Genomic DNA, 19,598 nt, shown 5'->3' with positions numbered 1-19,598 from the left:
TTAGGTACGTTGGTTTTTCTTGTTATGCGCGAGATTTTCTAAGAAGTAATCCATATCCTTTTGCGACTTGAGGACAATTACTTTCTCAGGGTAGGTTTCTTGAATCCCCTTGTAGCGTTCTTTAGCATTCTTTGTCCGCCCATCCCAGAGAATCCATCGGATAAAGTCCCAGTCAAAGCGTTCAGGGCAACCTGCAGCCATACTTTCTCGGACCTTGCCTCGGTAAGTGAGATACCGTTTAAAGGCTCGAAAGAGACAAGTCCATGGTGAAAAATTGAGAAAGATGATGTGGTCAGCTTCCTGCATTCTTTCTTCATAGTAACACCAAGAGTAGTTGCCGTCGATGACCCAAGCTTCGTGCTTTGTGAGAAAGTTTTTCATCTCAGTTTCCATCCAATCACGGTCACTGTCTTGCCAACCCGGTTGAAATTGGAGCGTATCCATATGTAGTTTAGGGATGGAGTAGTAGTTTGACAACTTTTCAGCTAGAGTTGACTTGCCAGCTCCAGAATATCCTATGATTGCGATTTTCATTTTCTACCTTTTCTGATTAGAGGACAAAAAAACAGCCTCTATGGACTGTTTCTTATTTAGCAAGTTTAGCTGAAAGACGAGCTTTATCGCGGCTTGCTTTGTTTTTATGAATCAAACCTTTAGTTTCTGCTTTGTCGATAGCTGAGCTAGCAGCACGGAAAAGTTCTTCAGAAGGGTTTGCTTCGAAAGCTTTGATAGCAGTACGCATAGCTGATTTTTGAGCTGAGTTTTTTTCGTTTTGTTTAACGTTCAATTCAGCGCGTTTGATAGCTGATTTAATGTTTGCCAATGTTCTTACCTCCATATTTACTAACTATACCATTATATATGAAAACTTAGATTTTGACAAGGGGAAATTATTTTTTTAGGTAAATTTCATCGATTTCATGGTTTTTAGTCTTGTGGAGAATGACCTCGGCGCGATTCCTTGTCGGTTCGATATAGTTTTGTAGATTTGTGAGATTAATACTGGTCCAAATCTGGTGTGCAAAGGCTTCAACTTCTCCAATTGGCATTTGCGTAAAACGGTGGTAGTAGCTGTTGGGATCATTTTGGGCAAAGCTGAGGAGTTTTAAGAAACGATCCAGATACCAACTTTCAATGTCCTCGACAGCAGCATCTACATAGATGGAGAAATCAAAGAAATCAGTGATGTAAAGGCGCTCATTTTGAGGGTTTTGGAAGACATTAATGCCCTCGACAATGACAAAATCAGCAGCTTTGACACGTTGCTTCTCTCCAGGAACGATGTCATACACTTCATGAGAATAGACAGGAATATCGACATCTTGTCCATTTTTTAGGCGATCAAGAAAATTCAGCAAGGTTTCCATATCATAACTTTCAGGAAAACCTTTGCGATTTAAGATACCTTGGTCCATCAAGGTTTGATTGGGATAGAGAAAACCGTCAGTTGTCACCAATTCTACAGTAGCATCAGTAACTGTACGAGAGAGAAGAATTTGCAGAAGTCGGCTAGTTGTTGATTTTCCTACAGCTACACTTCCTGAAACTCCAATAATGAAGGGTTGAGATTTACTCTCTCTTTGGAGAAAAATCCCCTTAGAAAAGGCTAAATCCTCTTTGGTGCGTTTGTAAATTTGGATGAGATGAGCTAAAGGTAAATAAATATCTGTCACATCTTGCAGACTAATCTGGTCATTGAAACTCTTGATGGATTCTAGTTCCTCTTCTGTCAAAGGAGGTGTTGTCTTTCGATGTAAAGATTGCCAAGTCTGGCGACTGATTTTTTCAAAATGTAAAAATTCGTTGGTCATCGTTTTCCCCTAGATATTTTGTCTATCATACCATAAAAAGCTAAAAAAATAAAGCGGTTTCTTGATGGTAGTAAGTCAATATCGTATAATAGAGGTAGATAGAGGTTGAATAATTTAATGATGAAATAGGGAATTGTTTCTGAAGACTTATCAGTTATTAAAAGTGGGCTTTTTTAGTTCGCAACTTATAGGAGGCACACAATGAAAATCTTGAGATGTTACATATTGGAACTCTGTTTTATTTTAAGTTTTACACTACCTTTTATAAGGGGAGCGAATGCGGATAATGGTAGACGCTTTGTAGAAACCTATTACGGTTTTACCTTCTTAATGGATCATCTCCTTGTAACAGCTGTCTTTATCTGTTCGCTCTTGATTGCCTGGCTAGTAAAAAAGCAGTGGACGAAATGGCTTGCTGCTGGTAGTTATCTATTTTTGATTTTGTGGATTGCTACAGAAGGATATCTATTCCGTATGTCACTAGAAGATTTGATACGACTTTGGACAAGTTTGGAAATCTTGACACAAACTTATCAGTTGGGTTTTTATCTAAACATCATATTGGGAATCTTGTTGATAATAAAGTATTTTAAGGTTAAGAAATGGCAATAAAAATGCGCCTGATTACAGACGATCTGTTTTTTTCCTGACTATGATAATTTGTAGTTCCCGATAGATTGTAATGTATTTCTAATAATTGAAAGAGATTGAAGAAAAGGTTTTTTGACTAGGATTCTTCAGTCTTTTTCATTTGATCATCACTTTGTAAACGATTTACAATTCAAGCCAAATTATGGTAAAATAGTTTTATGAGTAAAATGTATTATGCAGAAAATCCTGACGCTGCTCATGACATACATGAGTTGAGAGTGGAGTTGTTGGGAGAAAATATGACCTTTTTGACGGATGCGGGTGTTTTTAGCAAGAAAATGGTTGACTTTGGGAGTCAGCTTTTATTGAGGTGTCTAGAGGTTAACAAAGGAGAAACGGTCCTTGATGTGGGTTGTGGTTATGGGCCATTGGGTTTGTCATTGGCCAAGGCTCATGGAGTTCAGGCGACCATGGTTGATATCAATAATCGTGCCTTGGACTTAGCGCGACAAAATGCTGAACGAAATAAAGTAGAAGCGACGATTTTCCAATCCAATATCTATGAACAAGTTGAAGGGAAGTTTGACCATGTTATTTCCAATCCGCCTATTCGAGCGGGCAAACAAGTTGTTCATGAGATTATCGAAAAGAGCAGAGATTTCTTGAAAGACGGAGGTGATTTAACCATTGTCATTCAGAAAAAGCAAGGTGCTCCAAGCGCCAAAAGCAAGATGGAAGATGTTTTTGGAAATTGTGAAATTATAAAGAAAGACAAGGGATATTATATCCTTAGAAGTGTGAAAGCATGAGAGCAGTTGATTTAATTCAAAAGAAACGAGATGGCCAAGAACTGACTTCAAATGAAATCAAATGGCTAGTAGAAGGCTATGTAGCAGGAACTGTTCCAGACTATCAGATGTCTGCCTTTGCTATGGCTGTTTATTTTAAAGGAATGACCACACGAGAGATTTCTGACCTGACGATGAATATGGTCAAGACAGGTCAAGAGTTTGACTTATCTGCCATTGAGGGGGTTAAAGTTGACAAGCATTCTACGGGTGGAGTTGGGGATAAGGTGACTTTGATTTTAGCGCCTTTAGTAGCCAGTTTTGGTGTTCCGGTCGCAAAAATGAGTGGCCGTGGACTTGGCCATACTGGCGGAACCCTAGATAAGTTGGAAGCAATCAAGGGTTACCAAGTGGAGCGCAGTCAAGAAGATTTCATTCGTCAGGTACAGGACATTGGTGTATCTGTTATTGGGCAGTCAGATCAGCTGGTTAAAGCAGACAAACTTCTCTATGCCCTCCGTGATGTGACGGCGACTGTCGACACGATTCCTTTGATTGCTAGTTCTGTCATGAGCAAGAAAATTGCTGCTGGGGCGGATGCTATTTTGCTAGACGTAACGGTCGGTGAGGGTGCCTTCATGAAGACGGTTGATGAGGCGCGTGAATTGGCTCAAACCATGGTCGATTTGGGTAAGGCTGTTGGTCGAAAGACAGTAGCGGTTATTACCGATATGAGTCAACCCTTGGGACGAGCCATTGGCAATCGTCTCGAAATCTTAGAAGCAATTGAAATTCTTCAAGGAAAGGGTCGAGAAGATATCAGTCACTTTATTTGTGAACTAGCTCAGATTATGCTTGGTTTGGCAAATGTTGAGAAGACGGTTGAAGAAGTCCGTCAACATCTTGAAAATGGCCAAGCACTGGCTAAGTTTGAAGAAATGGTAGCAGCTCAAGGCGGTGATTTAGAAGATCTCTATCGCCCAGTCAAGGTGGCGCATGTAGTAGATATCCCGGCTCAAGAGTCAGGTGTCATTTCAGCCCTTCCAGCGATGGAATTTGGTCTCTATGCCATGAGATTGGGAGCTGGTCGCGCAGTCAAGTCTGATGATTTAGACTATGAAACTGGAATCGTTTTTGAGAAGAAGGTCGGTGACTCCGTTCAAAAGGGAGAAATTGTCGCAAAAGTTTATACAAATGGAAAAATTTCCCCTCAACTAGTTACAGAATTCCAAAAATATGTTAAAATAAATGATAGAATGAAACGTTTGCAGGAAATAATTGAGATCATCTCATGAAAAAGAGAGGAATCCGAATATGAAATTAAACAAATATATTGATCATACGCTTTTAAAGCAAGATGCAAGTCAAGAACAAATTGATCGTTTGCTATCTGAAGCGCGTGAGTATGACTTTGCCAGCGTTTGTGTTAATCCCACATGGGTTAAACATGCGAAAACAGGGCTTGATGGCTCAGATGTAAAGGTTTGTACAGTAGTAGGTTTTCCTTTGGGAGCAACAACTTCAGCTGTGAAAGCTTTTGAAACAAAAGAAGCTGTCCAAAATGGTGCAGATGAGATTGATATGGTTATCAATGTCGGTGCCCTCAAATCAGGCAATCTGGATTTAGTTGAATCGGACATCCGTGCTGTCGTAGAAGCAAGTGGTGACAAGTTGGTTAAGGTCATTATTGAAGCTTGCTTGTTGACAGACGATGAAAAGGTTGTGGCCTGCCAATTATCCCAGAAAGCAGGTGCTGACTTTGTCAAAACATCAACTGGCTTTTCAACTGGTGGTGCCACTATAGAGGATGTTCAGTTGATGCGTAAAACAGTCGGGCCAGATATGGGAGTTAAGGCAGCTGGTGGAGCTCGTTCATATGCAGATGCTGTCGCTTTTGTGGAAGCAGGCGCTACCCGTATCGGAACATCTGCTGGTGTAGCAATTTTAAAAGGAGAATTGGCAGATGGCGACTACTGAGTTGATTGAACTAGCAATTGAAACCAGCAAACAAGCCTATGTGCCTTATTCTCACTTTCCTATCGGAGCTGTTTTAGTAGCCAAGGATGGTAGTATTTATACGGGTGTGAATATCGAGAATGCTAGCTATCCCTTGACTAATTGTGGAGAACGTACTGCTATTTTTAAAGCAGTTTCGGAGGGGCAACGGGAGTTTTCAGAATTGATTGTCTACGGACAAACTGAAAAACCTATCTCGCCATGTGGTGCTTGCCGCCAAGTGATGGCTGAATTTTTTGAAAAAGATCTAAAAGTGACACTTGTCGCTAAAGATAAATCGACGGTCGAGATGACGGTCGGGGAGTTACTTCCATACTCATTTACAGACTTAAACTAGTCTGAGTCACTCTCTGAGTGACGCGGTCCTTGTGGCCAACCAATTCATACTTGCAACATCGTTGCACATCTTATTTAGGAGGTTCAGTAATGAACAAGAAACAATGGCTAGGCCTTGGTCTAGTTGCAGTAGCAGCAGTTGGACTTGCTGCATGTGGTAACCGCTCTTCTCGTAACGCAGCTTCGTCTTCATCTGAAATGAAGACGAAAGCAGCGATCGTAACAGATACTGGTGGTGTTGATGACAAATCATTTAACCAATCAGCTTGGGAAGGTTTGCAAGACTGGGGTAAAGAACACAATCTTTCTAAAGATAAAGGCTTTACTTATTTCCAATCAACAAGTGAAGCAGACTATGCGAACAACTTGCAACAAGCGGCTGGAAGTTACAACCTGATCTTCGGTGTTGGTTTTGCACTTCACAATGCAGTTGAAGAGGCAGCAAAAGACCACTCTGACTTAAACTATGTCTTGATTGATGATGTGATCAAAGATCAAAAGAATGTTGCGAGCGTAACATTTGCTGATAACGAAGCAGCTTACCTTGCTGGTGTTGCAGCAGCTAAAACAACTAAAACAAAACAAGTTGGTTTTGTAGGTGGTATCGAATCTGAAGTTATTTCACGTTTCGCTGCTGGGTTTAAAGCTGGTGTTGAGTCAGTAGACCCATCTATCAAAGTACAAGTTGACTACGCTGGTTCATTTGGTGATGCTGCCAAAGGTAAAACAATTGCAGCAGCTCAATACGCTGCAGGTGCAGACGTTGTCTACCAAGCAGCTGGTGGTACAGGTGCTGGTGTCTTTGCTGAAGCAAAATCTTTGAACGAAAGCAAAAATGAAGACGAAAAAGTTTGGGTTATTGGTGTAGACCGTGACCAAGCAGCAGAAGGTAAATACACTTCTAAAGATGGTAAAGAATCAAACTTCGTTCTTGTATCTACATTGAAACAAGTTGGTACAACTGTAAAAGATATTGCTAACAAGGCAGAAAAAGGTGAATTCCCTGGCGGACAAGTTATTGTCTACTCATTGAAAGATAAAGGGGTTGACTTGGCAGTGACAAACCTTTCAGAAGAAGGTAAAAAAGCTGTTGAAGACGCAAAAGCTAAAATCCTTGACGGAAGCGTAAAAGTTCCTGAAAAATAATGGATAAAAGTCAATTCTTAAAGAAGCGACCATCGGTCGCTTCTTTAAGAATTGAGGCAATTTTTGTCTCAATAGAACTTGTTAACACGATTAGCAGGTTTTATTGAAACAAAATAAACCTCGGAAAGGAAGAGCATATGGCACACGAAAATGTCATTGAGATGCGGGATATTACCAAGGTGTTTGGTGAATTTGTAGCGAACGACAAGATCAACTTGCAACTGCGAAAAGGTGAAATCCATGCACTTTTAGGAGAAAATGGAGCGGGTAAATCCACTCTGATGAATATGCTGGCAGGACTTCTTGAGCCAACTAGTGGTGAAATTGCAGTGAATGGTCAGGTTGTAAAACTAGACTCCCCTTCTAAAGCCGCTAGTCTAGGAATTGGGATGGTTCACCAACATTTTATGTTGGTTGAAGCTTTTACAGTAGCTGAAAATATCATTTTGGGGAGTGAAATCACTAAAAATGGTGTGCTAGATATAGCTGAAGCTACTAAAGAAATCAAGGCTCTTTCTGAACGTTATGGTTTGGCAGTGGATCCTGCTGCCAAGGTGGCAGATATTTCCGTTGGTGCCCAACAACGTGTAGAAATCTTGAAAACACTTTACCGTGGTGCTGATATCCTCATCTTTGACGAACCGACAGCCGTATTGACTCCTTCAGAGATTGATGAGTTGATGGCTATCATGAAAAACCTTGTCAAAGAAGGAAAATCCATTATTTTGATTACCCATAAATTGGATGAAATTCGTGCGGTATCCAATCGAGTGACGGTTATCCGTCGTGGAAAATCAATCCAGACGGTTGAGATTGCAGGAGCAACCAATGCAGACTTGGCAGAGATGATGGTAGGACGCTCAGTCTCCTTTAAAACGGAGAAACAGGCACCACAACCAAAAGAAGTTGTCTTGTCTATCAAAGACTTGGTTGTTAATGAAAACCGCGGTGTACCAGCTGTGAAGAATCTTTCTTTGGATGTTCGTGCTGGTGAAATTGTCGGTATTGCAGGTATTGATGGCAATGGCCAATCTGAACTCATTCAAGCCATTACGGGTCTTCGTAAGGTTGAGTCTGGTAGTATTGAATTAAAAGGCAAATCAATCGTGGGGATGCACCCTCGACAAATTACGGAACTAAGCGTGGGACACGTTCCTGAAGACCGCCACCGTGATGGTTTGATTTTGGATATGATGATTTCAGAAAATATCGCTCTTCAAACCTACTACAAAGAACCACTCAGCAAGAATGGTATCTTAAACTATGCGAATATCACTTCGCATGCCAAGAAATTAATGGAAGAATTTGACGTCCGTGCGGCGAGCGAGTTTGTTCCAGCAGCAGCTCTTTCAGGGGGAAATCAACAAAAAGCGATTATCGCTCGTGAGATTGATCGTGATCCTGATCTCCTTATCGTCAGCCAACCAACTCGTGGTTTGGATGTCGGTGCCATTGAATATATCCACAAACGCTTGATTGAAGAACGTGATAACGGAAAAGCTGTGCTTGTTGTCAGCTTTGAATTGGATGAGATTTTAAATGTTTCAGACCGAATTGCTGTAATTCATGATGGGAAGATTCAAGGTATTGTGTCGCCAGAAACGACTAACAAACAAGAACTTGGTATCTTGATGGCAGGTGGAAACTTGGGAAAGGAGAAGGATGATGTCTAAAAAGTTACAACAAATTTCGGTTCCCTTGATTTCCGTATTCTTAGGAATCTTGCTCGGAGCCATCGTCATGTGGATTTTCGGCTACGATGCTATCTGGGGTTATGAGGAGCTGTTCTATACAGCTTTTGGTAGTCTTCGTGGGATTGGTGAGATTTTCCGTGCCATGGGTCCTCTTGTCTTGATTGGTCTGGGGTTTGCAGTTGCCAGCCGTGCAGGTTTCTTTAACGTTGGACTTCCTGGTCAGGCGCTAGCGGGTTGGATTCTTAGTGGTTGGTTTGCTTTGTCGCATCCGGACATGCCACGCCCAATGTTGATTTTAGCGACCGTAGTAATTGCTTTGATTGCAGGTGGGATTGTAGGTGCTATTCCAGGTATTCTCAGAGCCTATTTAGGTACATCAGAGGTTATCGTAACCATCATGATGAACTATATTGTTTTGTACGTAGGGAATGCCTTTATTCATTCTTTCCCGAAAGACTTTATGCAAAGTACAGATTCAACGATTCGTGTGAGTGCCAATGCCACTTATCAAACACCATGGTTATCTGAGTTAACTGGCAATTCTCGTATGAATATCGGAATCTTTTTTGCCATCATTGCTGTTGGTGTGATTTGGTTCTTGCTCAAGAAAACGACTCTCGGTTTTGAAATTCGTGCAGTTGGTCTCAATCCCCATGCCTCAGAGTACGCTGGTATTTCAGCAAAACGTACAATCATCCTATCAATGATCATCTCTGGTGCCTTGGCTGGTCTTGGGGGAGCAGTCGAAGGTCTTGGAACCTTCCAAAACGTTTACGTTCAGGGATCATCATTAGCTATCGGATTTAACGGGATGGCAGTTAGTTTGCTTGCTGGAAACTCACCAATTGGAATTCTCTTTGCAGCCTTCTTATTTGGAGTTTTGCAAGTAGGAGCACCGGGTATGAACGCTGCGCAAGTTCCGTCTGAGCTTGTCAGCATTGTAACAGCGTCCATTATCTTCTTTGTCAGTGTTCACTATATTATCGAACATTTTGTCAAACCCAAAAAACAAGTTAAAGGAGGTAAGTAAGGATGTCTATTACAACATTACTCACCCTCTTGGTCTCTTCTATGCTGATTTACTCAGCACCACTTATTTTTACGAGTATCGGAGGAGTTTTCTCTGAACGTGGTGGTGTCGTTAACGTTGGTCTTGAAGGAATTATGGTTATGGGAGCCTTTTCTGGGGTTGTCTTTAACCTTGAGTTTGCAGAACAACTTGGAGCAGCGACTCCTTGGATTTCCTTGTTAGTTGCTGGTATCGTGGGAGCTGTTTTCTCTCTCATCCATGCAGTCGCTACAGTTCATTTCCGTGCGGACCATGTTGTCAGTGGTACAGTATTGAACTTGATGGCTCCTGCTCTAGCAGTTTTCTTAGTTAAGGTTCTTTATAACAAAGGACAAACGGATAACTTAAGTCAGACCTTTGGGCGTTTTGATTTTCCAGTTTTGGCTAATATCCCAGTGATTGGAGATATCTTCTTCAAGTCTACCAGTCTACTAGGTTATATCGCAATTGCCTTCTCATTCTTTGCTTGGTTTATTCTCTTTAAGACCCGCTTTGGTCTTCGCCTTCGCTCTGTTGGTGAACACCCTCAGGCAGCAGATACCTTGGGGATTAATGTCTACAAGATGCGGTATCTTGGGGTTATCATATCAGGTTTCCTAGGGGGAATCGGTGGAGCGATTTATGCTCAATCAATTTCTGTCAACTTCTCAGTGACAACTATTGTCGGTCCTGGATTTATTGCCCTTGCTGCAATGATCTTTGGAAAATGGAACCCAATCGGTGCTATGCTTTCTAGTCTTTTCTTTGGACTTTCACAAAGTTTGGCAGTTATCGGTTCTCAATTGCCTTTCCTACAAGGAGTGCCAGCAGTTTACCTTCAAATCGCGCCTTATGTCTTGACCATCCTTGTCTTAGCAGCCTTCTTTGGAAAAGCAGTTGCACCTAAGGCAGACGGTATCAACTACATCAAATCAAAATAAGCATACAAAAAAACGTCAGTTTAAACTGGCGTTTTATTTTTTAGGATTTTGATGGGTTAAGTTCAATCCCCAAGGAACGAGATTTTCAGTTTTATTTTTTATACGTGTGATATTATCTTTGTGACGAATGATAATCAAGCTAGCAAGTGCTAGGATAATCAAAATGAAGAGAGGGTCATAGCTGTTTAGGATAAAACCAAATAGTGGAAATAGGAGAACTCCGATAACGGCCGCGATAGAAGCAGTAACGCTAGACAGTGAAATCATACTGCCTAGATAGAGGGTTCCAAAAAATACAATCGCTAGATAGAGACAGAAGACAGGCGCAAATCCGAAAACAACTCCTGCGCTAGTTGCGACAGCCTTGCCCCCTTTAAATCCTGCAAAGATAGGAAAGGTATGTCCAATTACGGCCAAAAGTCCAAAGACGAGAGGTGATACACCTTGTTGGTGGAAAAGAATAGGAAGTAGAGTGGCCGAAGTCCCTTTAAAGAAGTCAATCACAAAGGTTGCCATGCCTGCTTTCTTACCTAAAATCCGGAAAGTGTTGGTTGTTCCGGTGTTTCCAGAACCATGTTCACGCAGATTTGTTTGAAAGAAAACTTGTCCAATCCAAAGACCAGACGGAATCGAACCTAGCAAATAAGCTAGAATTAATAATACAAATGTCATCATAGACCTATTATACCATGAAATGGTATAGAAAGTCAGAGAATATCCTGTGAAATTGTGACGGCTGAAAGGGAAAAGCTTTGCAAAATCGCTAGAAAACCTGTAAAATAGAAAAGATGAACAAATAGGAGGTTCCTTGTGTCAAAAAAGGAAATCAATATTAACAATTATAATGATGACGCCATTCAGGTGCTAGAAGGGTTGGATGCGGTCCGTAAACGTCCAGGGATGTATATCGGATCGACCGATGGTGCTGGTCTCCATCATCTAGTCTGGGAAATTGTCGACAATGCAGTCGATGAAGCCTTATCTGGATTTGGTGATCGCATTGATGTGACTATCAATAAAGACGGCAGTCTAACCGTTCAAGACCATGGTCGAGGGATGCCGACCGGGATGCACGCCATGGGAATTCCAACTGTTGAAGTTATCTTTACCATTCTCCACGCTGGAGGAAAATTCGGTCAAGGCGGCTATAAGACATCTGGTGGTCTCCACGGGGTGGGATCTTCAGTCGTTAATGCCCTATCAAGCTGGCTAGAAGTTGAAATTACTCGTGACGGTACAGTCTACAAGCAACGTTTTGAAAATGGTGGGAAACCCGTTACAACCTTGAAAAAAATTGGTACAGCACCCAAGTCTAAGACAGGTACCAAAGTCACTTTCATGCCTGACGCGACGATTTTTTCTACGACTGACTTCAAGTACAATACCATTTCAGAACGTCTCAATGAGTCAGCCTTTCTCTTAAAAAATGTTACCTTGTCTTTGACAGATAAGCGAACAGATGAAGCGATCGAATTCCATTATGAGAACGGGGTACAAGACTTTGTTTCTTACCTCAATGAAGACAAGGAAACCTTGACGCCAGTCCTATACTTTGAAGGCGAAGACAATGGTTTCCAAGTGGAAGTTGCCCTCCAGTACAATGATGGATTTTCAGATAACATTCTATCCTTTGTCAATAACGTTCGTACGAAAGATGGTGGAACGCACGAGACAGGACTCAAGTCAGCCATTACCAAAGTCATGAATGACTACGCTCGTAAGACGGGACTTCTCAAGGAAAAGGATAAGAACCTTGAGGGTTCAGATTATCGTGAGGGACTAGCAGCCGTTCTTTCTATTCTGGTTCCTGAAGAACACCTCCAGTTTGAGGGTCAGACCAAGGATAAACTTGGGAGTCCACTAGCTCGTCCAGTTGTCGATGGGATTGTGGCTGATAAGTTGACCTTCTTCCTTATGGAAAATGGTGAATTGGCTTCCAATCTCATTCGCAAGGCTATCAAGGCGCGTGATGCTCGTGAGGCAGCTCGCAAAGCGCGTGATGAGAGCCGAAATGGTAAGAAAAATAAAAAAGACAAGGGCTTGCTTTCTGGTAAATTGACTCCAGCCCAGTCTAAAAACCCTGCAAAGAATGAACTCTACCTAGTCGAAGGAGATTCTGCCGGTGGTTCTGCCAAGCAAGGTCGTGACCGTAAGTTCCAGGCCATCTTGCCCCTTCGAGGTAAGGTCATTAATACAGCCAAGGCCAAGATGGCGGATATCCTCAAAAATGAAGAAATCAATACCATGATTTATACCATCGGAGCGGGTGTCGGAGCAGACTTCTCTATTGAAGATGCCAACTATGACAAGATTATTATCATGACCGATGCGGATACAGATGGTGCCCATATTCAGACTCTTCTCTTAACATTCTTCTACCGTTATATGCGTCCGCTAGTTGAGGCGGGACATGTCTATATCGCCCTTCCGCCTCTGTACAAGATGTCCAAAGGCAAAGGCAAGAAAGAAGAAGTAGCTTATGCTTGGACGGACGGAGAGCTAGAAGAACTTCGTAAGCAGTTTGGTAAAGGCGCAACCCTCCAACGCTACAAGGGGCTTGGTGAGATGAACGCGGACCAGCTCTGGGAAACAACCATGAATCCAGAAACCCGCACTCTTATCCGTGTTACAATTGAAGATCTAGCACGCGCTGAACGCCGCGTAAACGTCCTCATGGGTGATAAGGTCGAACCACGCCGTAAATGGATTGAGGATAATGTCAAGTTTACATTGGAAGAGAGTGGGGAGATGGTGTTTTAGGGAGAAAAATGTCTAAAAAAAACAAGAATAGTCAAAAAGAGATTAATGTTCTAAAGAAAGAGACAGATAATCTAAAAAAAAATAGTTATTATTTAGAAAACACTAAAATTGAGCTATCTCATTTACCACAACCATTTTTAGTTAGACAAGAAGAGCAGAGTAAACCTTGGTATAAAAATACATCAATTGTTATCTCATTGGTTTCATTGATACTAACAGGATTTATGGGTTACCAAACTATTGATAACAATAAAAAAAATCAAGAGAATAATCTTCAAACTTTGGAAAGAAATAAATATTTAGATACCACAAATTTTAATATTGTCCAAAATTTGTGGCAGGATAATCCAAGCTATACATTATATAATGAATCACAAAAACCATTATCTAACCCACCACAACCATCTTATTTTATGTATATACCTGCGAAATTATATTATATTTTAAAGGATAAAAGTAGAGTATCAACACTTATTCTTTTGCCTACTTCGTATGAAAATGTTATAAGCCAAACTAGCACAGGTAAAACAATTGATGAAATTGAGACGTCAGTATTATCAAAAAATTTTTACGGTAAACACGGAGAGAGAGATGTTAGAAGAAAAATTTATGGAAAGCCTTTGGAAGATGATATAGCATTTGAACTTCGAGTATATCCGTTCTTAGCCATTTTTTCTCACATTCAGTACACTTATAAAGATAGTCCTCAGAATTTACAAGATGTTAAATTTTTAACAACCCCTTGGGGAAAAGAGATTCTTAGTGATGATAGATATGAAGATTTAAAGGAATACACAAAGAATATAACTCATTTTCCTGAAAATGAAATGGTAATTAATGGAGATGAGAATATCTATGATCACACATTTAATTATCTAGACAAGGAATTCAGTAGATTACTGTTAAATAGAGGAAGTGAATTGTCCGAAGAAGATAAGCAAAGGTTTTATGTACTTTCAGGTGTTAAATGGAATATAGATGATTTAAACAAAAATAAAACATTTAATATTGAGGAAGAAATGAAAAAATATAAATCTTTCAAGGAATTTCAACAAAAAATGCAAAATGAATATAATTTTATTGGGTTGAGTTCCTACTTATCTGATAAAGTTGTTTCTGCTAAAGATCCTCTTTATCCTGACTAATGATTTGTCATTTTTTAAAAGAAAAAATCATCATAAATAGCTAAAGGGAGCAATACATGAGAACAGAAATGCTCGATGTGATTTTACAAACTGCCCAAACTTTACAAGTCGAGGCTGTTGCCATGTCTGGTTCACGGACAAATCCAAAAGCTCCAAAAGATGAGTTTCAAGATTATGATGTTGTTTATGTCGTGGACGACTTAGATAATCTGACGAGTGACCTTGCTTGGTTGGACCGGTTTGGAACACGTATCATTGAGCAACATAATGTCCTAGGCAACCGTCGTCTCTATCTCATGCTCTTTGAAGATGGTAACCGTATTGATTTGACTCTATGTCCTAAAGTGCATATCAAGGAGTGGGTAGAAAGCGAAGCGGATTTCACGGTGCTAGAGGACCCTAAGGGCTTATTTGTGCCTTATTCTCCAAATCCTCAGCGTTACTGGACAAGTCCAGCTAGTCAGATAGATTTCGAAAAAGCCTGCAATGAATTTTGGTGGGTTTCCGCCTATGTGGTTAAGGGGATTCATCGCGAGCAACTCATTTATGCGACTGACCATCTCTATGGTATTTGTCAGAAAGAGTTGTTAAAAGTCTTAGCTTGGCAGGTAGCAAGTGATAAGGGGACTGTCGATATTGGCAAGAACTATAAATATCTCTTTAACTATTTACCTACTGAGAAAGAGAAGGAATTCTTAAATCTGCTTGATTTCTCCAGTTTAGACAAAATCACCCAATCTTTATTTACTACAATGAAACATTTCCACCAAGAAGCTCAATCCCTTGCTAACAAGATGGGATTTGATTATGATAAGGAAGTGGCGGAGCAGATGATTCAGTATGCTGAGGAGAGACTTTCAAATCACTAACTAAAAAAATATATAATTTAAAAGATTAAACTACAGAAAGGGTCGTTTGGTTACTTATCGTAATTGAACACGGGACTAATCCTTTCTACATCCTTTTATCATTACACATACTCTACATTCTTTGAAAGGAGTTGAACACGCCCTAAATGCTGTGTGAAAAAGATAAATTCTCTGGTGAACTTGCTTACTTCAAGAATTTTCTATTTTCACTTTGCATTTTACGGGCTTTGTATCCTATATGAGTAATATCCAAAATATGTCCCTTGAGGACATCATGGGAGAGCGCTTTGGTCGCTACTCCAAGTACATCATTCAAGACCGGGCTTTGCCAGACATTCGGGATGGATTGAAGCCGGTTCAGCGCCGTATTCTTTATTCTATGAATAAGGATGGCAACACCTTTGACAAGAGCTATCGTAAGTCTGCCAAGTCTGTCGGTAACATCATGGGGAATTTCCACCCACATGGGGATTCTTCTATCTATGATGCCATGGTTCGTATGTCACAGGACTGGAAAAATCGTGTGATTCTCGTTGAAATGCACGGTAATAACGGTTCTATGGACGGTGATCCGCCTGCGGCTATGCGTTATACTGAGGCTCGTTTATCTGAGATTGCTGGCTATCTCCTTCAAGATATCGAGAAAAAGACTGTCCCCTTTGCTTGGAACTTTGACGATACCGAGAAAGAACCAACTGTCCTGCCAGCTGCCTTTCCAAACCTCTTGGTCAATGGTTCGACTGGGATTTCGGCTGGTTATGCCACCGATATTCCTCCGCATAATTTGGCTGAGGTTATTGATGCGGTGGTTTACATGATTGACCACCCAACAGCCAAGGTGGATAAACTCATGGAATTCTTGCCTGGACCAGACTTCCCTACAGGAGCTATCATCCAGGGGCGTGACGAAATCAAGAAGGCTTATGAAACTGGAAAAGGGCGCGTGGTCGTTCGTTCTAAAACTGAGATTGAAAAGTTAAAAGGTGGCAAGGAGCAAATCGTTATCACTGAGATTCCTTATGAAATCAATAAGGCCAATCTGGTCAAGAAAATCGATGATGTTCGTGTCAATAACAAGGTGGCAGGTATTGCTGAGATTCGTGATGAGTCTGACCGTGACGGTCTTCGTATCGCTATCGAGCTCAAGAAAGACGCTAATACCGAGCTCGTTCTTAACTATCTCTTCAAATACACCGATCTACAAATCAATTACAACTTCAACATGGTGGCGATTGACAATTTCACGCCTCGTCAGGTGGGGATTGTGCCAATCTTGTCTAGCTACATTGCCCACCGCCGTGAAGTAATTTTGGCGCGTTCCCGCTTTGACAAGGAAAAGGCTGAGAAGCGTCTCCATATCGTCGAAGGTTTGATTCGCGTAATTTCGATTTTGGACGAAGTTATTGCCCTTATTCGTGCTTCTGAGAATAAGGCTGATGCCAAGGAAAACCTCAAGGTTAGCTATGAGTTTACAGAAGAGCAGGCTGAGGCTATCGTTACTTTACAACTGTATCGATTGACCAATACAGACGTGGTTGTCTTGCAAGAAGAAGAAGCAGAACTTCGTGAAAAGATTGCCATGCTTGCGGCTATCATTGGTGATGAACGCACCATGTACAATCTCATGAAGAAAGAGCTTCGTGAGGTCAAGAAGAAATTTGCGACACCACGTTTGAGTACTTTAGAAGATACTGCGAAAGTAATCGAGATTGACACAGCTAGTCTTATCGCTGAAGAAGACACTTACGTCAGTGTAACAAAAGCAGGTTACATCAAACGTACCAGTCCTCGTTCCTTTGCAGCTTCCACTCTGGAAGAAATTGGCAAACGTGATGATGATCGTCTGATCTTTGTACAATCTGCCAAGACAACGCAACACCTCTTGATGTTCACAACTCTTGGAAATGTCATCTACAGACCAATCCATGAGTTAGCAGATATTCGCTGGAAGGACATCGGAGAGCATCTGAGCCAGACCATTACAAACTTTGAAACTAACGAAGAAATCCTTTATGTGGAAGTCGTGGACCAGTTTGAAGATGCGACAACCTACTTTGCTGCAACTCGTCTTGGTCAAATCAAGCGTGTAGAACGCAAAGAGTTCTCTCCATGGCGGACCTACAAGTCTAAATCTGTCAAGTACGCTAAGCTCAAAGACGAGACAGACCAGATTGTAGCAGTGGCTCCGATTAAACTGGATGATGTTCTCTTGATTAGCCAAAATGGTTATGCACTGCGTTTCAATATCGAAGAGGTTCCGGTTGTCGGTGCCAAGGCCGCAGGGGTCAAGGCTATGAACCTGAAAGCAGATGATGCACTTCAAGCTGCCTTTATCTGTAACACCTCATCCTTCTACCTCTTGACCCAACGTGGAAGTTTAAAACGCGTTTCCATTGACGAAATTCCAGCAACCAGCCGTGCCAAACGAGGCCTACAAGTCTTGCGTGAGTTGAAAAACAAACCGCATCGTGTCTTCTTAGCAGGTGCAGTTTCTGAGCAAGGCTTTGTTGGTGATCTCTTTAGTACAGAAGTAGAAGAAAACGACCAAACGTTGCTTGTCCAATCTAACAAAGGCACAATCTATGAAAGTCGATTGCAAGACTTCAACTTATCAGAACGTACTAGCAATGGAAGCTTTATTTCAGATACCATTTCAGATGAGGAAGTTTTCGATGCTTACCTCAAAGAAGTCTTTAAAGAGGATAAAGCAAGTTCGTAAAAAGAATCAGTCCAGAGGGCTGATTTCTTTATGTTGAAAAAATTTTCAGAAAATTACAAATAATACTTGAAATTTTACTAGAAAAGTGTAGAATAGAACACATAGTTTGATTAGTATAAAGGAGAAACACATGACAGTTGCAATTGATTGGGAAAACCTTGGATTTTCTTATATGAAATTACCTTACCGTTATATCGCTCACTACAAAAATGGTCAATGGGATCAAGGAGAATTAACAGAGGACTCGACTCTCCATATTTCTGAATCTTCTCCAAGCCTCCACTATGGACAGCAGGCATTTGAAGGCTTGAAAGCCTATCGTACGAAGGATGGTAGTATTCAACTTTTCCGTCCTGATGAAAATGCTAAACGCCTACAACGTACTTGTGACCGTCTCTTGATGCCACAAGTTCCAACAGAAATGTTTGTAGAAGCTTGTAAAGCAGTTGTGCGTGCTAATGAAGAATATGTCCCGCCATACGGAACAGGTGGAACCCTTTATCTTCGTCCTCTCTTGATTGGTGTTGGAGATATTATCGGGGTAAAACCAGCAGAAGAGTACATTTTCACCATTTTTGCTATGCCAGTTGGAAATTACTTTAAAGGTGGTTTAGTTCCAACCAACTTCTTGATTCAAGATGAGTACGACCGTGCCGCTCCAAATGGTACAGGTGCGGCTAAGGTTGGAGGAAACTATGCTGCTAGCCTTTTGCCAGGAAAGTTGGCCAAGTCACGCCATTTCTCAGATGTTATCTACCTAGACCCATCTACACATACAAAGATTGAGGAAGTCGGATCAGCCAACTTCTTTGGAATCACGGCAGACAATGAATTTGTTACGCCATTGAGCCCATCCATCTTGCCATCTATTACCAAGTACTCTTTGCTTTACTTGGCAGAACACCGCTTGGGCTTAACACCGATTGAAGGTGATGTCCCAATCGATAATTTGGATCGTTTTGTAGAGGCAGGAGCTTGTGGCACTGCAGCGGTCATTTCGCCAATTGGAGGTATCCAACATGGCGATGATTTCCATGTTTTCTATAGTGAAACAGAAGTAGGTCCTGTTACACGTAAACTCTATGATGAATTGACTGGTATCCAATTTGGTGATGTAGAAGCACCAGAGGGATGGATTGTCAAAGTGGATTAAAAGACACGAAGCAAAGAGAAACTCCATAGCAGTTGTAATGGCTGAAATGGAGTTTTTTCTTGCTAGTTTGAGCTTTTTCTTGTACAATAGAAAAAGTGAAAAGAGGTACAGTATGAGTAAAAAAGATAAGAAAATTGAAATTCAATTAACAGATGCTAAAGTGACTGTTGGAAAAGACAGTTATGAAGGATACGCTTTGACAATTGGGAAAAAGGTCATTGGCGAAATTGCCGAATTAGATAACCAATTTGCCATCATAAAGAATGGAAATGTCGATAGTTTTTATAAAAAACTTGAAAAAGCTGTGGAAATTTTGATTGAAAACTATAATTTGACAAAATAATACTTGTTTTATTGAAAATTTCATGATATAATAGTTCTCGTTAAACATTGGAGAGATAGCGAAGAGGCTAAACGCGGCGGACTGTAAATCCGCTCCTTCGGGTTCGGGGGTTCGAATCCCTCTCTCTCCATTTATCAATGGGGTATAGCCAAGCGGTAAGGCAAGGGACTTTGACTCCCTCATGCGTTGGTTCGAATCCAGCTACCCCAGTTCTTAGGTAATAAATTCAAGATAAAAA

General features: G+C 41.1%; 19 protein-coding genes and 2 tRNA genes. 17 read left to right on the top strand and 4 right to left on the bottom strand.

Going from position 1 to position 19,598, the window contains the following annotated elements; translation table 11 throughout:
• The 3 genes from MK396_RS06275 to coaA all read right to left on the bottom strand — a co-directional run bounded on the left by MK396_RS06275 (position 1) and on the right by coaA (position 1,811).
• Positions 1-534: a DNA topology modulation protein gene (locus MK396_RS06275; protein WP_268724019.1), complete on the bottom strand. Its 534-nt coding sequence runs from the start codon at positions 532-534 to the stop codon at positions 1-3.
• Positions 535-586: 52 nt separating this feature from the next.
• Complete coding sequence (rpsT, locus tag MK396_RS06270) at positions 587-823, bottom strand: 30S ribosomal protein S20 (RefSeq protein ID WP_001274000.1); 237 nt, start codon at positions 821-823, stop codon at positions 587-589.
• A 67-nt stretch (positions 824-890) separates the two neighbouring features.
• The gene (gene coaA, locus MK396_RS06265) at positions 891-1,811 is read right to left on the bottom strand and encodes a type I pantothenate kinase (RefSeq protein WP_268724018.1); all 921 of its coding nucleotides are present in this window, start codon (positions 1,809-1,811) and stop codon (positions 891-893) included.
• A gap of 201 nt (positions 1,812-2,012) precedes the next feature.
• Here coaA and MK396_RS06260 point away from each other — a divergent pair, with 201 nt between their 5' ends.
• From MK396_RS06260 to MK396_RS06220, 9 genes are all read left to right on the top strand, one after another.
• Positions 2,013-2,423 (top strand): hypothetical protein, encoded by a 411-nt coding sequence (locus tag MK396_RS06260; protein ID WP_268724017.1) that lies wholly within the window; start codon positions 2,013-2,015, stop codon positions 2,421-2,423.
• A gap of 197 nt (positions 2,424-2,620) precedes the next feature.
• The gene (locus MK396_RS06255; RefSeq protein WP_268724016.1) at positions 2,621-3,211 is read left to right on the top strand and encodes a class I SAM-dependent methyltransferase; all 591 of its coding nucleotides are present in this window, start codon (positions 2,621-2,623) and stop codon (positions 3,209-3,211) included.
• Positions 3,208-4,485, top strand: a complete 1,278-nt coding sequence (locus tag MK396_RS06250) for a pyrimidine-nucleoside phosphorylase (protein ID WP_268724015.1) — start codon at positions 3,208-3,210, stop codon at positions 4,483-4,485. Before MK396_RS06255 ends, MK396_RS06250 begins: the two co-directional genes overlap by 4 nt.
• A gap of 19 nt (positions 4,486-4,504) precedes the next feature.
• Positions 4,505-5,167: a deoxyribose-phosphate aldolase gene (gene deoC, locus MK396_RS06245; protein WP_268724014.1), complete on the top strand. Its 663-nt coding sequence runs from the start codon at positions 4,505-4,507 to the stop codon at positions 5,165-5,167.
• On the top strand, positions 5,154-5,543 hold the full coding sequence (locus tag MK396_RS06240; protein WP_000246110.1) for a cytidine deaminase: 390 nt from the start codon (positions 5,154-5,156) through the stop codon (positions 5,541-5,543). The genes deoC and MK396_RS06240 overlap by 14 nt, the downstream gene beginning before the upstream one ends.
• An 89-nt stretch (positions 5,544-5,632) precedes the next feature.
• Positions 5,633-6,688: a BMP family lipoprotein gene (locus tag MK396_RS06235; protein ID WP_001036148.1), complete on the top strand. Its 1,056-nt coding sequence runs from the start codon at positions 5,633-5,635 to the stop codon at positions 6,686-6,688.
• Between the two features lie 137 nt (positions 6,689-6,825).
• Positions 6,826-8,361, top strand: coding sequence for an ABC transporter ATP-binding protein (locus MK396_RS06230; RefSeq protein WP_007519847.1), 1,536 nt, complete (start codon positions 6,826-6,828; stop codon positions 8,359-8,361).
• Complete coding sequence (locus MK396_RS06225; protein ID WP_000038677.1) at positions 8,354-9,412, top strand: ABC transporter permease; 1,059 nt, start codon at positions 8,354-8,356, stop codon at positions 9,410-9,412. The genes MK396_RS06230 and MK396_RS06225 overlap by 8 nt, the downstream gene beginning before the upstream one ends.
• A 2-nt stretch (positions 9,413-9,414) precedes the next feature.
• The gene (locus MK396_RS06220; protein ID WP_268724013.1) at positions 9,415-10,371 is read left to right on the top strand and encodes an ABC transporter permease; all 957 of its coding nucleotides are present in this window, start codon (positions 9,415-9,417) and stop codon (positions 10,369-10,371) included.
• A gap of 33 nt (positions 10,372-10,404) precedes the next feature.
• Here MK396_RS06220 and plsY read toward each other — a convergent pair whose 3' ends face one another.
• Positions 10,405-11,046, bottom strand: coding sequence for a glycerol-3-phosphate 1-O-acyltransferase PlsY (gene plsY, locus MK396_RS06215; RefSeq protein WP_268724012.1), 642 nt, complete (start codon positions 11,044-11,046; stop codon positions 10,405-10,407).
• Between the two features lie 135 nt (positions 11,047-11,181).
• On the opposite strand from plsY, the gene parE reads away from it, so the two are divergent.
• From parE to MK396_RS06175, 8 genes are all read left to right on the top strand, one after another.
• On the top strand, positions 11,182-13,131 hold the full coding sequence (gene parE / locus MK396_RS06210) for a DNA topoisomerase IV subunit B (protein ID WP_000037296.1): 1,950 nt from the start codon (positions 11,182-11,184) through the stop codon (positions 13,129-13,131).
• Positions 13,132-13,139: 8 nt separating this feature from the next.
• Positions 13,140-14,276, top strand: a complete 1,137-nt coding sequence (locus MK396_RS06205; protein ID WP_268724011.1) for a hypothetical protein — start codon at positions 13,140-13,142, stop codon at positions 14,274-14,276.
• A 56-nt stretch (positions 14,277-14,332) separates the two neighbouring features.
• Positions 14,333-15,145: an aminoglycoside 6-adenylyltransferase gene (locus tag MK396_RS06200; protein ID WP_268724010.1), complete on the top strand. Its 813-nt coding sequence runs from the start codon at positions 14,333-14,335 to the stop codon at positions 15,143-15,145.
• Between the two features lie 238 nt (positions 15,146-15,383).
• Entirely contained in the window at positions 15,384-17,864 is a 2,481-nt protein-coding gene (parC, locus tag MK396_RS06195) for a DNA topoisomerase IV subunit A (RefSeq protein WP_268724009.1), read from the top strand.
• 130 nt (positions 17,865-17,994) lie between these two features.
• Positions 17,995-19,017, top strand: a complete 1,023-nt coding sequence (locus MK396_RS06190; RefSeq protein WP_268724008.1) for a branched-chain amino acid aminotransferase — start codon at positions 17,995-17,997, stop codon at positions 19,015-19,017.
• Positions 19,018-19,129: 112 nt separating this feature from the next.
• Positions 19,130-19,360 carry a DUF2969 domain-containing protein gene (locus MK396_RS06185; RefSeq protein WP_268724029.1) on the top strand — a complete coding sequence of 77 codons (231 nt, stop codon included), beginning with the start codon at positions 19,130-19,132 and terminating at the stop codon, positions 19,358-19,360.
• 49 nt (positions 19,361-19,409) lie between these two features.
• Positions 19,410-19,490, top strand: a tRNA-Tyr gene (locus tag MK396_RS06180).
• 8 nt (positions 19,491-19,498) lie between these two features.
• Positions 19,499-19,570: transfer RNA gene (locus MK396_RS06175), tRNA-Gln, on the top strand.
• The last annotated feature ends 28 nt before the right edge of the window (positions 19,571-19,598 follow it).

Origin of the sequence: Streptococcus oralis (genome assembly GCF_026782235.1) — a bacterium.
Taxonomy (GTDB): Bacteria; Bacillota; Bacilli; order Lactobacillales; family Streptococcaceae; genus Streptococcus; species Streptococcus oralis_CC.
Note: the sequence above shows the minus strand (reverse complement) of the source record. Positions and strands in the feature narration are given on the sequence as shown.

Coding starts and splice junctions, on each gene's coding strand:
- MK396_RS06275 (WP_268724019.1), bottom strand. CDS start 534: ATGAAAATCGCAATCATAGGATATTCTGGAGCTGGCAAGTCAACTCTA.
- coaA (WP_268724018.1), bottom strand. CDS start 1,811: ATGACCAACGAATTTTTACATTTTGAAAAAATCAGTCGCCAGACTTGG.
- MK396_RS06260 (WP_268724017.1), top strand. CDS start 2,013: ATGAAAATCTTGAGATGTTACATATTGGAACTCTGTTTTATTTTAAGT.
- MK396_RS06255 (WP_268724016.1), top strand. CDS start 2,621: ATGAGTAAAATGTATTATGCAGAAAATCCTGACGCTGCTCATGACATA.
- MK396_RS06250 (WP_268724015.1), top strand. CDS start 3,208: ATGAGAGCAGTTGATTTAATTCAAAAGAAACGAGATGGCCAAGAACTG.
- deoC (WP_268724014.1), top strand. CDS start 4,505: ATGAAATTAAACAAATATATTGATCATACGCTTTTAAAGCAAGATGCA.
- MK396_RS06240 (WP_000246110.1), top strand. CDS start 5,154: ATGGCGACTACTGAGTTGATTGAACTAGCAATTGAAACCAGCAAACAA.
- MK396_RS06235 (WP_001036148.1), top strand. CDS start 5,633: ATGAACAAGAAACAATGGCTAGGCCTTGGTCTAGTTGCAGTAGCAGCA.
- MK396_RS06230 (WP_007519847.1), top strand. CDS start 6,826: ATGGCACACGAAAATGTCATTGAGATGCGGGATATTACCAAGGTGTTT.
- MK396_RS06225 (WP_000038677.1), top strand. CDS start 8,354: ATGTCTAAAAAGTTACAACAAATTTCGGTTCCCTTGATTTCCGTATTC.
- MK396_RS06220 (WP_268724013.1), top strand. CDS start 9,415: ATGTCTATTACAACATTACTCACCCTCTTGGTCTCTTCTATGCTGATT.
- plsY (WP_268724012.1), bottom strand. CDS start 11,046: ATGATGACATTTGTATTATTAATTCTAGCTTATTTGCTAGGTTCGATT.
- MK396_RS06205 (WP_268724011.1), top strand. CDS start 13,140: ATGTCTAAAAAAAACAAGAATAGTCAAAAAGAGATTAATGTTCTAAAG.
- MK396_RS06200 (WP_268724010.1), top strand. CDS start 14,333: ATGAGAACAGAAATGCTCGATGTGATTTTACAAACTGCCCAAACTTTA.
- parC (WP_268724009.1), top strand. CDS start 15,384: ATGAGTAATATCCAAAATATGTCCCTTGAGGACATCATGGGAGAGCGC.
- MK396_RS06190 (WP_268724008.1), top strand. CDS start 17,995: ATGACAGTTGCAATTGATTGGGAAAACCTTGGATTTTCTTATATGAAA.
- MK396_RS06185 (WP_268724029.1), top strand. CDS start 19,130: ATGAGTAAAAAAGATAAGAAAATTGAAATTCAATTAACAGATGCTAAA.